This window comes from Microbacterium sp. NPDC091676, from assembly GCF_044756645.1.
In the GTDB taxonomy this organism is placed as follows: Bacteria; Actinomycetota; Actinomycetes; order Actinomycetales; family Microbacteriaceae; genus Microbacterium; species Microbacterium paraoxydans_D.
Window position 1 is genome coordinate 2,628,504 of record NZ_JBIVTI010000001.1, and the last position, 12,978, is coordinate 2,641,481.

At 73.9% G+C, this 12,978-nt stretch carries 11 protein-coding genes; 5 read left to right on the top strand and 6 right to left on the bottom strand.

Going from position 1 to position 12,978, the window contains the following annotated elements; translation table 11 throughout:
* Nucleotides 1-55: 55 nt before the first annotated feature.
* The gene (locus ACIQID_RS12775) at nucleotides 56-1,342 is read left to right on the top strand and encodes a low temperature requirement protein A (RefSeq protein ID WP_400285469.1); all 1,287 of its coding nucleotides are present in this window, start codon (nucleotides 56-58) and stop codon (nucleotides 1,340-1,342) included.
* Nucleotides 1,343-1,354: 12 nt separating this feature from the next.
* On the opposite strand, the gene ACIQID_RS12780 is transcribed toward ACIQID_RS12775, so the two are convergent.
* Nucleotides 1,355-1,882: a GNAT family N-acetyltransferase gene (locus ACIQID_RS12780; RefSeq protein ID WP_400285472.1), complete on the bottom strand. Its 528-nt coding sequence runs from the start codon at nucleotides 1,880-1,882 to the stop codon at nucleotides 1,355-1,357.
* 163 nt (nucleotides 1,883-2,045) lie between these two features.
* On the opposite strand from ACIQID_RS12780, the gene ACIQID_RS12785 reads away from it, so the two are divergent.
* Genes ACIQID_RS12785 through ACIQID_RS12795 form a run of 3 tightly spaced genes read left to right on the top strand, consistent with a single transcriptional unit; the run spans nucleotide 2,046 to nucleotide 5,466 of the window.
* Entirely contained in the window at nucleotides 2,046-3,191 is a 1,146-nt protein-coding gene (locus ACIQID_RS12785; RefSeq protein ID WP_331201265.1) for an ROK family protein, read from the top strand.
* 23 nt (nucleotides 3,192-3,214) lie between these two features.
* Entirely contained in the window at nucleotides 3,215-4,144 is a 930-nt protein-coding gene (locus ACIQID_RS12790) for a polysaccharide deacetylase family protein (protein WP_400285475.1), read from the top strand.
* The gene (locus ACIQID_RS12795) at nucleotides 4,141-5,466 is read left to right on the top strand and encodes an MFS transporter (protein WP_331201263.1); all 1,326 of its coding nucleotides are present in this window, start codon (nucleotides 4,141-4,143) and stop codon (nucleotides 5,464-5,466) included. The genes ACIQID_RS12790 and ACIQID_RS12795 overlap by 4 nt, the downstream gene beginning before the upstream one ends.
* A 2-nt stretch (nucleotides 5,467-5,468) precedes the next feature.
* Here the strand turns inward: ACIQID_RS12795 and galE are convergent, their stop codons facing one another.
* From galE to galT, 3 genes are read right to left on the bottom strand one after another with little or no spacing between them, the layout of a single operon-like run.
* On the bottom strand, nucleotides 5,469-6,449 hold the full coding sequence (gene galE, locus ACIQID_RS12800) for a UDP-glucose 4-epimerase GalE (RefSeq protein WP_400285479.1): 981 nt from the start codon (nucleotides 6,447-6,449) through the stop codon (nucleotides 5,469-5,471).
* 46 nt (nucleotides 6,450-6,495) lie between these two features.
* A complete protein-coding gene (gene galK / locus ACIQID_RS12805) occupies nucleotides 6,496-7,680 on the bottom strand; it encodes a galactokinase (RefSeq protein WP_331201261.1) in 1,185 nt (394 codons plus the stop codon).
* Complete coding sequence (gene galT / locus ACIQID_RS12810; protein WP_400285483.1) at nucleotides 7,677-8,864, bottom strand: galactose-1-phosphate uridylyltransferase; 1,188 nt, start codon at nucleotides 8,862-8,864, stop codon at nucleotides 7,677-7,679. The genes galK and galT overlap by 4 nt, the downstream gene beginning before the upstream one ends.
* Before the next feature lie 103 nt (nucleotides 8,865-8,967).
* Here galT and ACIQID_RS12815 point away from each other — a divergent pair, with 103 nt between their 5' ends.
* Complete coding sequence (locus ACIQID_RS12815; protein ID WP_400285758.1) at nucleotides 8,968-9,933, top strand: LacI family DNA-binding transcriptional regulator; 966 nt, start codon at nucleotides 8,968-8,970, stop codon at nucleotides 9,931-9,933.
* Between the two features lie 6 nt (nucleotides 9,934-9,939).
* On the opposite strand, the gene ACIQID_RS12820 is transcribed toward ACIQID_RS12815, so the two are convergent.
* Together ACIQID_RS12820 and ACIQID_RS12825 are read right to left on the bottom strand one after the other, a co-directional pair.
* Nucleotides 9,940-11,898 (bottom strand): DUF2264 domain-containing protein, encoded by a 1,959-nt coding sequence (locus tag ACIQID_RS12820; RefSeq protein ID WP_400285486.1) that lies wholly within the window; start codon nucleotides 11,896-11,898, stop codon nucleotides 9,940-9,942.
* Nucleotides 11,895-12,905 (bottom strand): hydroxyacid dehydrogenase, encoded by a 1,011-nt coding sequence (locus ACIQID_RS12825; protein WP_400285489.1) that lies wholly within the window; start codon nucleotides 12,903-12,905, stop codon nucleotides 11,895-11,897. Before ACIQID_RS12825 ends, ACIQID_RS12820 begins: the two co-directional genes overlap by 4 nt.
* Nucleotides 12,906-12,978: the final 73 nt, after the last annotated feature.

Below are 12,978 nucleotides of genomic sequence, written 5' to 3' on the forward strand. Positions count from 1 at the left end.
CGGGGCTCGTCGGCGAGTCCCGGTTATCGTGAACCTCTCGATCCTGGGGGTTCACATGCCGACGACCACCTACTACCGCCATGGCCTGCGCCGGATGACGGGGCGCGACACGGGGCAAGGGCACCGTGCGGCGACGCCGCTCGAGCTGCTGTTCGACCTCACCTTCGTCGCGGCCTTCGGCGTCGCGGGCAATCAGCTCGCGTCCGCGGTCGCGCACGGCGACTACGCGGCGGGGATCGGCGGGTTCTGCTTCGCCATGGCGGCGATCGTCTGGGCCTGGATCAACTACTCCTGGTTCGCCTCCGCCTTCGACACCGACGACTGGCTGTTCCGCGTGCTGACGATGGTGCAGATGACGGGCGTCGTCGTCCTGGCGATCGGGCTCCCCGCGATGTTCGAGTCGCTGGAGCGCGGGCAGCCCGTCGCCAACGAGGTCATGGTCGCGGGATACGTCGTGATGCGGGTCGCCGTCATCGCGCAATGGCTGCGTGCCGCGCACGGGAGCCCGAGGTACACCGCCGTCGCCAAGACGTACGCCCTCACCATCGGCATCGCCCAGGTCGGGTGGGTGATCCTGCTCTTCCTCCCGTTGGACCCGCTCGGCTTCCTCATCGGCGCCGTCATCGTCTCGGCGATCGACTGGTCCAGTCCCGTCCTCGCCGAGACGAAAGGCCTCCGGCATGGGGGCACCACGCCCTGGCACGCGCATCACATCGTGGAGCGCTACGCCCTCCTCGCGATCATCGCGCTCGGGGAGACGGTCTTCGGCACCCTGGCGGCCGCGCAGGAGGTGACCGAGGCGGAAGGATGGTCGGTCTCGTCGATCATGGTGATCGGACTCGGGATCCTCATGGCCTTCGCCCTGTGGTGGGTCTACTTCCTGGTCCCGAGCGCACCGATCCTCGCGGTCCACCGATCCAAGGCGCTGCTCTGGGGGTTCGGCCACATCGTCCTCTTCACCGCGATCGCCGCGGTCGGAGCCGGACTGCACGTCATCGGATACGTGTACGACGAGCACTCCCACGTCAGCACCCTCACGGCGATCGTGGCGATCGCGGTGCCGGTGCTCGCCTTCCTGGTCACCCTGTTCCTGCTGCACGGGTGGCTGGTCTCGGAGCTGCTCGGGCACACCGCCCGTCAGATCCTCGTCCTCGCGCTGCCGGTGGCGGGCATCATCCTCGCGGCACTGGAGGCGCCGCTGTGGTTGTGCCTGCTGGCGATCGTGGCGTCACCGGTCGCCATCGTGGTGTCGTACGAACTCGGCGCCTGGCGGGGTCTCGAAGCCCAGCTCGACAGCGCGCTGAAGCGGGCTTCCCGACGGTCGGGCGACGTCCGGCCCTGACGGCGGGACCGCTCAGCGCGGGGCGAGGCGCTTGACGCGGCGATGCTCCCGGAGCGTGAACTGCGGGCGCTGGTCGATCTTCGTGGCCCCGTCGAGCTCCCACCCGTGCCGGGCGTAGAAGCCGTCGGCGCGGTCGTTGCCGTCGAGGACCCAGAGGTAGGCGCGGGTGTGGCCGGCGTCGATCATGCGCTGCTCGGCCGCGTCGAGGAGGGCGTGCCCCGCCCCCGTCGACCATGCGGCGGGATCGGCGTAGATGCCGTACAGCTCGGCATCGTCCAGTCCGTCGGGGTCGCGGCCGGAGCCGAACGAGGCCCAGCCGACGACGGTGCCGTCGCGTTCGGCCACCAGGGTCCCGAGGCTCGTGGGCAGCGGGTCGGCGAAGATGCGGCGCCACCCGTCGGCCCGTTCCGAGACGGACAGGCCGTCCAGCACCTCCTGGTCGATGAGGCCCTCGTAGGCCGCCTGCCACGACCGCACATGCACTCCGGCCACGGCCTCGGCATCGTCGGCGACGGCGTCTCGGATCACCAGGGGCGTCATCCCTCCACCCTATGCGTGCCCGCCGACGTCCTTCCGTCCCCTCCCGGTACTCGGTGACCCGGTGCAGGCGACGCCGCCGGACGGGTCGACGGGTGCGACACGATGTGGCAGGCTGGCGGGCACCGACTCCGCACGAGAATCGACCCCCCAGAGGTTCCGCCGCATGTCACGACCCCTCGCAGGACCGCAGACCCTGCTCCGCACGCTCAACGGCCGCGCGATCCTCGAGCGTCTCGCCCGGAGCGGACCGCAGACCCGGGCCGAGCTCATGGCGGCGACCGGCCTCTCCCGCACGGCCGTGACCCAGGTGCTGCGGATGCTCGACGCCGCGGGAGCCGTCACCGCGGCCGGGGTCGACCGCGACACCCGCGGACCGGCAGCCGGCCGTGTCGCGCTGCACCCGGCCCTCGGCTTCGCGGCCGCCGTGCACGTGGACCATCACGCCGCCCACGTCGTCCTCGTCGACGCCACCGGCGCCGTCAGGGCCGAACGGCACGGAGCCTTCCCCGCGGGCGAGGACCGGGTCGCGCACATCGCCGCCCTCGTCGCGGCCTGCCGCCGATCCGTGAAGGGCGCGCTCCACCTCGCCGTCGTCGGCGTGCCCGGCATCGTGGCCGCCGACGGCGCGATCCGCGACGACCAGGGGCCGGACGGCGGCGCCTTCCGCTCGGCTCTCGCGGCCGCCCTCGACTGCCCTGTCCGCGTCGAGAACGACGTCAACCTCGCCGCGCTCGCCGAGTCGACCACCGGCGTCGGCATCGACCTCGCGAGCTTCGCGCTCCTGCTGCTCGACGACGACCTCGGAGCCGGCATCGTGATCGACGGGACGCTGCATCGCGGGTTCTCCGGAGTGGCGGGCGAGGTGATGTACCTCCCGCAGACGCCGGTGCCCATCGGCGCCCCGGTCGCGGGCGCCACGGTGGTGCGCGACCTCGCCCTCGGCCTGGGGCTGGATGTCGACGCGCCGTTCCTCGCCCACCTGGAGGCGGCACAGCGCGGCGACGAGGCGGCGCAGGCGCTCGTCGCCGAGATCGGACGGCGGCTCTTCCTCGCGGCGGGCAGCGTCGCCCTCGTGCTCGATCCCGAGGCCTTCATCCTCGGCGGGGAGGCGGTACACCCGGCGCTCCTGGACGCGATCGAACGGGTCGCGGACGAGTTCTCCGCGCAGCTGCCGCTCCGGTTCCTCGCCTCGGCGTTCGGTCCGGAGGCGCCGCTCGTCGGAGCCGTCGGGGAGGCGGCGTCCGCACTCCGCGCCGACGTGTTCACGCGTATCCTTTCGCCCTCCCGCCCACCCGCCACCGGCCGCTGACCGCCCGCCCGACAGGACACGCCATGACCGCCTCCTCCGCCCTCGCCGACCGACTCGGACTGCCGTCCGGTGCCAGGGCGGTCATCCTCAACGCCGACGACTTCGGCATGTGCCATGCCGCGAACGCCGCGATCTCCGGACTCCTCCTCCGTGAGCGGATCGACTCGGCGACGGTGATGGTGCCCTGCGCCTGGTCCCCGGAAGCGCTCGCCTTCGCCGCCGCGCACCCGGAACTCGACGTGGGCGTGCACCTCGTGCTCACGAGCGAGTGGCGCCGGTACCGGTGGCGTCCGCTCACCGCGGGCGCCTCCACCCTCGTCGACGCCGACGGCTTCTTCCCCGCCGACGTCGCGACCGTGGAGCAGCACGCCTCCGAAGCGGATGTCGCGGCCGAGATCGCCGCCCAGCTGCAGACCGCGCTCGATGCCGGCGTCGACGTGACCCACCTCGACAACCACATGGGCTCCGTCTACGGGCTGCTGACCGGCCGTGACTTCCTGCGCGCCGTCTTCGAGCTCGCCGCCCGGCACGGCCTCCCCTTCCGCCTGCCCCGCGAGATGGAGGGGGCGGACGCCGATCCGATGCTGCAGGCGAAGCTCACCGAGGCGGCGGCGGTGGCCGATGCGTTCGGCGTGGAGATCGTCGACCGGCTGTGGACGCACCCGTTCGAGCTGCGCGGCGAGGGCACCGCCGACGAGGAGTCGTACGAGCAGGTCCGAGACGGCTTCCTCGCGGTGCTGCGCGCCGTCCCGCCCGGGGTCACCGAGATCTACCTGCACCCGATGGCCGACGGCGAGGAGCTGCGCGCCGCGGTGGACTTCGCGGCGGCTAAACGCGGCTACGAGCTGCGGCTGCTCGACGACCCGCTCGTGCAGCAGACGATCGCTGCGGAGGGCCTGGTCCGCGTCGGCTGGCGCGCGCTGCGGGAGTTGCAGCGCGGAGACGCCCGGTGACGGCGCTCGGCGAACGGCTGCGCGACCGCCGTCTCGACGCCGCTCCCACCCGCTCCCAGACCATCGCCTTCGGGGCCTCGGGGTTCCCGACGCAGCTGATGACGCAGACGTTCTCGGCGTTCGTCGTGTACTTCTACGTCTCGCACCTCGCCGTCCCCGCGGGGTGGGTGGCGGCGGCGATGATCGCGCACGGCATCCTCAACGCGGCGCTCAACCCGGTCGTCGGGGCGCTCTCCGACCGGATCCGTACGCCGTGGGGCCGCCGCATCCCGTGGATCGGGCTGGGCATCGTGCCGCTCGTCGTGGCCTTCGCCCTCGTCTGGATGCCGCCCGCGCTCCCGGCGGCCGGGCTGATCGTGTGGTTCCTCGTGGTCGTCGCGGTCTACGACATCGCCTTCGTCGTGGTGGTGCTGAACATCTCCGCGCTGTTCCCGGAGATCTTCCGGACCACGGAGGAGCGCGCCCGCGGGAACGTGCCGCGGCAGATCTTCGCGATACTCGGCATGGTGCTCGGCACGGCCGGAGCTCCAGCGCTCTACGACGCGATCGGCTGGCCGGGGATGGCGCTCGTGCTGTCCGGTGTCTGTCTCGTGCTGCTCGCCTGGTCGTTCCTCGGCGGGATGATCGAGCGCCGGGTACCGGAGGCCGCCTCCGAGGCGATGCGCTGGCGGGACCAGCTCGTGTACACGTTCCGCAACCGCGCCTTCGTGCCGTACGTGCTGGGCTCGCTCTGCGTGCAGACCTCGATCGCCGTGATCCTCGCCGCCGTGCCGTTCTACGTCCGCTACTCGCTGGGGGCGGCCGAGGGCGAGGGCAGCCTCCTGCTCGGCGCCATCTTCGTCACGGCCATCCCGTCGATCGTGCTGTGGAGCGCGGTGGTCCGGCGCACCTCCCCGCGCACGGCCCTGCTCTGGAGCGTCGGGGTGTTCGGGGTGGCGGTGCTCGGCTACCTTGTCCCGACCTCCGTGGGGGCGGCGGCTCTCGTCGGCATCGCGGTCGGCGTCGGCGTCGGCGGGCTGCTGCAGCTCCTCGAGGTCGTGCTCGCCCAGATCATCGACGACGACGCGCACCGCACGGGCCACCGCCGCGAAGGCGCCTATTTCGGCGTGAACGGCTTCGTCGTCCGCGGCTCCGTCGTCCTCCAGGCGATCGTCGCCGCGGCCGTGCTGACCGCGACCGGCTTCGACGCCGAGCTCGGCGACGCGCAGCCGGAGGCCGTCGACGGCGGCATCCGGCTCATGCTGGCGGTCATCCCGCTGGCGTTCACCGCCGTCGGATGGCTGTGCTTCTGGCTCTACCCGCTCCGCACCCGCGACGTGTGAGGTCAGCCGGCGGCGGCGCGGCGGGCCTCCCAGCCGGTGCGCACCATCTCGTCGACCGTATAGCGCATGGTCCAGTCGAGGTCGCGGGCCGCGAGCTCGCCGGTCGCCACGATCCGATCCGGGTCGCCGGGGCGGCGCGGGCCGATCTCGGGGGTGAAGTCGATGCCGGTGACGCGGGCGACCGCGTCCATGATCTGCTTCACGCTGAGGCCGTCGCCGGAGCCGAGGTTGTACGCGGGCTCGATCGGGGCGCCGGAGGCCAGGCGCTGCGCCGCGGCGACGTGGGCGGCGGCGATGTCGCCGACGTGCACGTAGTCGCGCACGTTCGTGCCGTCGGGGGTGTCGTAGTCGTCGCCGAAGATCTTGGGGGTGCGGCCCTCGATCAGCGCCTCGAAGACGATGGGGAACAGGTTGTGCGGGCTGACGTCGTAGACCGTCGGGTCGGCCGAGCCCACGACGTTGAAGTACCGCAGCGAGGTGTGGCGCAGCGGGCGGTCGGAGTCGGCGGTGGCGATCGCCTGGTCGCGGAGCAGCCATTCTCCGATGAGCTTCGACTCGCCGTAGGGGCTCGCGGGCCTCTTGTCGGTGTCCTCGACGACGAGGGAGACGTCCGGGGTGCCGAACACGGCCGCCGAAGAGGAGAAGACGATGTTCGCGACACCCGCCGCCGCCATCGCCTCGAGGATGATCCGCGTCCCCTCGACGTTCTGGGCGTAGGTGTGCAGCGGGCGCTGGACCGAGACGCCGGCGTACTTGTAGCCCGCCACGTGGATCACGCCGTCCGCCTCGTGCGTGCGCAGCGTCTCCTCGACGAGCGTGCGGTCGAGGATGCTGCCCTGCACGAACGGCACGCCCTCCGGCACGAACGAGGCCACGCCGCTGGAGAGGTCGTCCAGCACGACGGGGGAGAGGCCGGCGTCCGCGAGAGCGCGGACGACGTGGGCACCGATGTAGCCGGCGCCGCCGGTGACGATCCAGGACATGCGTTCCTCTCCTGCCGCGGCGGTGGCGGCTCGACCCCTCATTGTGTCAGGCGTCGCGGCGCGGACCTGCGGACGGGCTGACCTCGAACAGGTGCGGGGCGACGAAGCCCTCCGCGGCGAACCGCCCCCGCACCGCGTCGGCGAGGTGAGGCAGGGCGCCGCGGTCGACGAGGGCGATCGCGGCGCCGCCGAAGCCGCCGCCGGTCATGCGCGCGCCCACCGCCCCCGAGGTGAGGGCCGTCTCCACGGCGGCGTCGAGCTCGGGAGTGGAGATCTCGAAGTCGTCGCGCATCGACGCGTGGGACGCGACGAGGAGGTCGCCGATGCCGCGTGCGCCCGCGGTGCGCAGCGTCGCCACGGTGTCCTGCACGCGCTGGTTCTCCGTGACGATGTGGCGCACGCGGCGGAAGGTCACGTCGTCCATCAGGCTCTCGGCGCGGGCGAGGTCGGCCACGGCGACGTCGCGCAGCGCGGGCACTCCGAGGATCGCGGCTCCGCGCTCGCATGCGGCGCGGCGTTCCCGGTAGCCGCCGGTGGAGTGTGCGTGCGTGACGCGGGTGTCCATCACGAGCACCGCGAGGCCGGCGTCGGCCATGCCCAGCGGCACGACGTCGGCGGCGAGAGAGCGGCAGTCCAGGAAGATCGCGGCGTCGGGCTCCCCGAGCATCGAGGCCATCTGGTCCATGATCCCGGTGGGCGCGCCGACGGCCTCGTTCTCCGCCGTGCGTCCGATCCGGGCGAGGGCGACGGCGTCGAGGCCGGTGCCCCAGAGCTCGTCCAGCGCGGTCGCGGTCGCGCCCTCGATCGCGGCGGACGACGAGAGCCCGGCCCCGACCGGGACGTCGGAGGCGATCGCGATGTCCAGGCCGGAGACCGCGGTCGCGGGGGCGGCCGCACGGAGGGCCCAGGCGACGCCGAGCGGGTACGCGGCCCACTCCGGCACCGCGGGTGCCGCCCCGGCCGGGGTGGGGAAGAGGTGGTCGAGGTCGTCGAGGGCGATATCGACCGGCTCGTCCGCGAAGGTCGAGGCGACGCGGAGCCGACCGTCGGTGCGACGCCCCACGGCGGCGACCGTCCGCTGCGGGATCGCGAAGGGCAGCACGAAGCCGTCGTTGTAGTCGGTGTGCTCGCCGATGAGGTTCACGCGACCCGGGGCCGACCAGACGCCGTCCGGTGCGTGTCCGGTGAGGGCGGTGAAGAGGTCGACGGCGGCGTCGTGTGCGGAGGTCATGCGGAGGCTTCCTGGTCGGCGCGGGCGAGGGCCTCGCGGAGTCGGGCGGCCCCCTGCTCGGGTGCGACCTCGGCGGCCCAGGCCCACATCGCGGCCTCGGAGCCCGCGAGGAACTTGAGCTTGTCGGCGGCGCGGCGCGGGCTCGTGAGCTGCAGGTGCAGGCGCACGCTGTCGCGGCCGACGTGGACGGGAGCCTGGTGCCAGGCGGCGATGTACGGGGTGGGGCTGTCGTAGAGGGCGTCGACGCCGCGGAGGAGGCGGAGGTAGAGCGGGGCGAGCTCGTCGCGCTCCTCCGCCGTCGTCTCGGCGAGGTCGGGCACGTGCCGATGCGGCATGAGGTGCACCTCGAGCGGCCATCGCGCCGCGAAGGGCACGAACGCCGTCCAGTGCTCGCCGCGGAACACCACCCGCTCGGACGCCTGCTCCTCGGCGAGGATGCGGGCGAAGAGGTCGGGCGCGGTGCGGTCGACGGCCTCCCGCACCCGGGCGGTGCGCGGGGTCACGTAGGGGTACGCGTAGATCTGGCCGTGCGGGTGGGGGAGGGTGACGCCGATCGCCTCGCCCCGGTTCTCGAACGGGAAGACCTGCTGGATGCCGGGGAGGGCGGACAGGGCTGCCGTGCGGTCGGCCCAGGCCTCGATCACGGTGCGCGCGCGGGTCACGGTCTGGGTGCCGAAGGAGCCGGAGTGCTCGGGGCTGAAGCACACGACCTCGCAGCGGCCGACGGCGGTGCGGGTGCGCCCGAGTCCGAGGGCGGCGAGGTCGTCGAGGCCCCGCGGGGGGTTCGTCGCCCCGGGGGCGGTGCCGACCGGCTCGGCGAGGGCGGGACCGAACGCGGGGGAGCGGTTCTCGAACACGGCCACGTCGTACCGGGACGGCACCTCGGACGGATTCCCCGGCGTCTGCGGCGCGAGCGGGTCGGCGTCGGCTCCCGGCATCATGACGCGGTTCTGGCGGTTGGCGGCGACGGTGATCCAGTCGCCCGTGAGCACGTCGAGCCGCATGGTCGCGGTGTCCGGTCGAGGAGCCAGCGTCCGGGCGTCGACCGACCGCTCCGCACCGAGGGTCGTGTCGGGGTCGTCGTAGTAGATGAGGTCACGGCCGTCGGCGAGGGTGGTCGGGCGCTTGACGACACCGGCGCCGAGACGCTCCGGGGGGATCTCCGAGGATGCGGGCGTGTTCACGTCAACATGGTAGGCGGGGCCGCGTGCTAACGTCAACACGACGGCGTTGCGAACGGAGGTGCCCGTGGCCGAGAAGCCCACGACTGCGAGCAGCCGGGTGTCCATGGCGACCGTCGCGGCGCGCGCCGGCGTCTCCGGGCAGACGGTCTCCCGCGTCGTCAACGGCAGCCCCCGCGTCGACCCGCAGACGCGGACGCGGGTCGAAGCCGCCATGGCCGAGCTCAGCTACCGCCCGCATCGCGCGGCGCGGGCTCTGCGCACCGGGCGCAGCCATACCCTCGGCCTCGTCGTCACGACCCTGGCCACGGTCGGCAATTCCCGGATGCTGCAGGCCACGGCCGAAGCGGCGGCGGTCCGCGGATACGCGCTCACCGTCGTCACCGCTGCCGACGGCGTGGAGGCCGCGTTCGTCCGGCTCGCCGATCAGGGCGTGGACGGGGCTCTCGTGCTGAACGAGGCCTCCGCGCTCGTCCCCGCCGCCACCCTGCCCCCGGGGCTGCAGCTCGTCGTGGTCGATGCTCCGGGAGGCGGCGGAGCGACCGTGGTGCACAGCGATCATGCCGCAGGGGCGAAGGTCGCCGCGCGCCACCTCCTGGCCCTCGGGCACGACGTCGTCCACCACCTCGCGGGACCGGCCGACTCCTTCGCCGCCGCCGAGCGCGAACGGGGCTGGCGTGAGGCCCTGGCGGACGCCGGCGTGGCGCCGCCGGCGGTCGTGCGTGGGGACTGGAGCGCGGACTCGGGCTTCGCCGCGGCCGCGGCCCTGGGGGAGGCGACCGCGGTCTTCTGCGCCAACGACCAGATGGCGCTCGGGCTGCTACGGGCGGTGGCGGAATCCGGGCGCGCGGTTCCGGCGGACGTCAGCGTGGTCGGCTTCGACGACATCCCGGAGGCGGCGAACTTCCTCCCGCCGCTCACGACCGTCCGGCAGGATTTCGCGGCGCTCGCGCAGCGGGCGGTGACCGCGCTCATCGCGGCTGTGGAGGGCGACGGGACGGCGACCGATCCCGCCGTACCCGTGGTGGTGCCGACCCGGCTCGTGGAGCGCGCGAGCACGGCACGGCGCTGACGACGCTCATCCCCGCGGCAGGAACTCCTCGGGGCGAAAGGTCGTCGTGTCGCCGTCCGGCCAGGACACCGTCCCATCGTCCTGCCGCAGATCGAGGCGGGGTGCCCCGGGCGAGCTCCCGAGCAGCACGCCGACCGCGATCCAGGTGTCGGGTCGCACCCCCGCCGAGAGCCACGGGGTGGCGGTCTCCGGGCCGAGCGGGGTCACGTCCCGCTCCCGCCGGACGCCTGCGGTCGCGCCGTCGAGTCCGAGGAGCCCGACGACCCGGCTGTGCGTCCCGCCGCCGAGAGCGAGGGTGGCGGTGACGGCCGCGGGACCCGTCTCGACGACGGTGCGGGCGGACAACGCCCATCCGCCGATGCGGACGACATCGCCGTCGCGGATCGCCCCCTCCGCCCCCGCGCCCGGCCGGACCCGCACGAGCCGCACCTCCCACGGTCCGCGCACCACCGACACCACATCGACCACGGGGCCGATCGTCGTCTCGGCGGCCGTGCCGCCCCCGCCGACGTCGAACTCCGCGCGGATGCCGTCGTGCCAGTGCACGGGTCCGGAGGAACCGCCGAGCGCCGTGCGGTCCGTCTCCCGCAGGCGCCCCGTCAGGAAGCCCGAGCGGTGACTCGCTCGGCCCCCGCGCACCACGGCGACCGTGCCGTCCAGCCCGTCTCGCACGCCGGGCCCCGCGAGCACCGGGGCGGTCGCCGTGGAGTATCCGAGCTTCGCGTACAGCGGGGCGTCCGGCTGGTGCGACCCCGGCTTCCGATGGTCGGTCCCGTGGTTGACCACCCGCACGATGCCGTCCGCGGTGCCCGTCGCCAGCCACCCCGGGGCGATGAGGACGCGGGTGAACGGGCCGCGCTCGATCGGCAGGGGCTGTTCGACGGCGGTCCAGAACGGATGCGCGGCGGGCAGGGCGAGCGGCAGGAGGCCCTTCGCCGCCCAGTACGGGGAGCCGGGGCCGGAGTAGTCCTGGGCGAGCGGACGCCAGGCGCCGTGCCAGCCCAGCGGAAGCACTCCGCTCGCATCCGGTGCGCCACGGTCGGCGAAGTGCCGGACCTGGCCGCCCACCGCCCGGCGCAGGAGACCGGGGTCGTGCCGCGAGGTGCCGGAGAACGCCGCGACCCCGGCCGCCGCGGCGGAGGCGAAGCGGTAGGTGAGGCTGCGGCCCTGGAGGAGCGGCCCGCCGTCGGCGCCGACGAGATGCAGCGCGTCGTCGAGGAACGCGTCGAGCCGGGCGCGAGAGCGGACGATGCGGTCCGTGTGCCGCGGATCCCCGCCGACCATGTCCGCCCAGAGCAGCGGGTAGAAGGACAGCGCCCAGCCGGCGTAGTGGTCGAACGACCGCGCGGCGCCGTCGGCGCTCCACCCGCTCTCGCGTTCGAAGCCGTCCAGGAGCGCGAGGTCGGTCGCGCGATCCGTGGCGGAGTACGGCCCGCCGACGCTCTCCAAGAACTGCTCGACGAGCACCCGGAACCAGGCCCAGTTGTTCGGCGGGTAGCCGCCCCCGACGAACGCCGCGAGGTAGTCCACGGTGTGCGTCCGCGCGGTGTCGTCGAGGCGCGCCCACACCGTGTCGCGCGTGAGGTGCAGGCCCAGGGCGAGTGCCGCGGCCTCGACCTTCGCCTGGTCGACCTCGTCGGGGCGCGGCCACCGTTCGGCACCATCGGGGTCGACACCCGCAGCGAGGCCTCGGGCATACCGTTCGGCCAGCGGCACCGTGCCGAGCGGGTCGCCGGCGATGCGGAACGCGGCCAGGAGGAACGTGCGGCTGAAACCCTCGAGGGCGTCGACCGCGGAGCCGAAGCCGCCAGGGGCACCGGGGTACCGGATGCCCGCGCCCGCCGGGCTCGCGTGACGGGCGGCCCCGTCGAGGATGGCATCGGCCACCGTCGTCAGGTGCGCGCGCGTCCATCCCGTGTGCGGGGAGAGCGCGCGGTCCTCCGGAGGCAGCGCGAGGGGCGTCATGCGCTGTGCGCGAGGTCGGCGCGGTGCACGGGGTGTCGAGGCGGACGGCCGGTCTTCCACGCCTCCAGCTCGTCGAGGGCGGCGTCGGCCAGCCGGTGCGCCTCGCTGCCGAGCGAGCCGGCGAGGTGCGGGGTGACCGCGACGTTCGGCAGGTGCAGCAGCGGGTGGTCGGGCGGAAGCGGCTCCGGGTCGGTGACGTCGAGGATCGCGTCGAGGCGACCGGAGGCGCACTCCGCGAGCAGCGCGTCGTGATCGAGGAGGGCGCCGCGCGCGGTGTTGAGCACGGTGGCGCCGTCGCGCAGGGCCGCGAGCTGCGCGCGGCCGATCATCCCCCGCGTCGCGGGCAGCGCCGGTGCGTGCAGGGAGAGCAGGTCGACGGCGGGGAGCAGGGCGTGCAGCGGGACGAGCCGGGCGCCGGCCGCGGCCACCTCCTCGGGGTCCGCGTACGGGTCGGCGACGAGCACCTGCAATCCGGGGAAGGGGCGCAGCAGGTCGACGACGCGGCGCCCGATGCGGGAGAACCCGACGATGCCCACCGTGCGGTCGAGGTTGCCGATACGGCCCCCGACGCGGGGGCCGACGCGCAGGTCGTGCTGTGCGTCGGCCGTACGGAGCGGGAGGAGGGCGCGCTTGCCGGAGAGCAGGATCATCGCGAGCGTGTACTCGGCGACGGGAGCCGCGTTGGCCTCGGCGGCCGAGGTGAGCAGGATGTCGCGCTCCCAGAACGCGTCGGACACGAGGCCGCGCACGCTTCCCGCCGCGTGGAAGACGGCGCGCAGCCGGGGCAGACGGTCGAGCAGCTCCGCGTCCAGGACCGGAGCGCCCCAGCCCGTCACCAGCACCTCCACGCGGAGGAGGTCGTCCCGGGCCGCGGCACCGAGGGCAGGCGTGTGTATTGCATCGGCGGGTGCGGCGAGAGCCTGCAGGCGGGCGCGTCGCGCGTCGTCGAACACGAGGTTCCACGCCTCCGTCGACAGCGCGGCGAGGAGGGATGGTCGGGGGGTCATGAGTCTCCGCAGTTCTGGGTATGCGCTTGCCGAGGCGCGGGGTTCCAGTGAAGACTGTGCGTTCGAGCGCAGG

Coding starts and splice junctions, on each gene's coding strand:
- ACIQID_RS12775 (WP_400285469.1), top strand. CDS start 56: ATGCCGACGACCACCTACTACCGCCATGGCCTGCGCCGGATGACGGGG.
- ACIQID_RS12780 (WP_400285472.1), bottom strand. CDS start 1,882: ATGACGCCCCTGGTGATCCGAGACGCCGTCGCCGACGATGCCGAGGCC.
- ACIQID_RS12785 (WP_331201265.1), top strand. CDS start 2,046: ATGTCACGACCCCTCGCAGGACCGCAGACCCTGCTCCGCACGCTCAAC.
- ACIQID_RS12790 (WP_400285475.1), top strand. CDS start 3,215: ATGACCGCCTCCTCCGCCCTCGCCGACCGACTCGGACTGCCGTCCGGT.
- galE (WP_400285479.1), bottom strand. CDS start 6,449: ATGTCCTGGATCGTCACCGGCGGCGCCGGCTACATCGGTGCCCACGTC.
- galK (WP_331201261.1), bottom strand. CDS start 7,680: ATGACCTCCGCACACGACGCCGCCGTCGACCTCTTCACCGCCCTCACC.
- ACIQID_RS12815 (WP_400285758.1), top strand. CDS start 8,968: ATGGCGACCGTCGCGGCGCGCGCCGGCGTCTCCGGGCAGACGGTCTCC.
- ACIQID_RS12820 (WP_400285486.1), bottom strand. CDS start 11,898: ATGACGCCCCTCGCGCTGCCTCCGGAGGACCGCGCGCTCTCCCCGCAC.
- ACIQID_RS12825 (WP_400285489.1), bottom strand. CDS start 12,905: ATGACCCCCCGACCATCCCTCCTCGCCGCGCTGTCGACGGAGGCGTGG.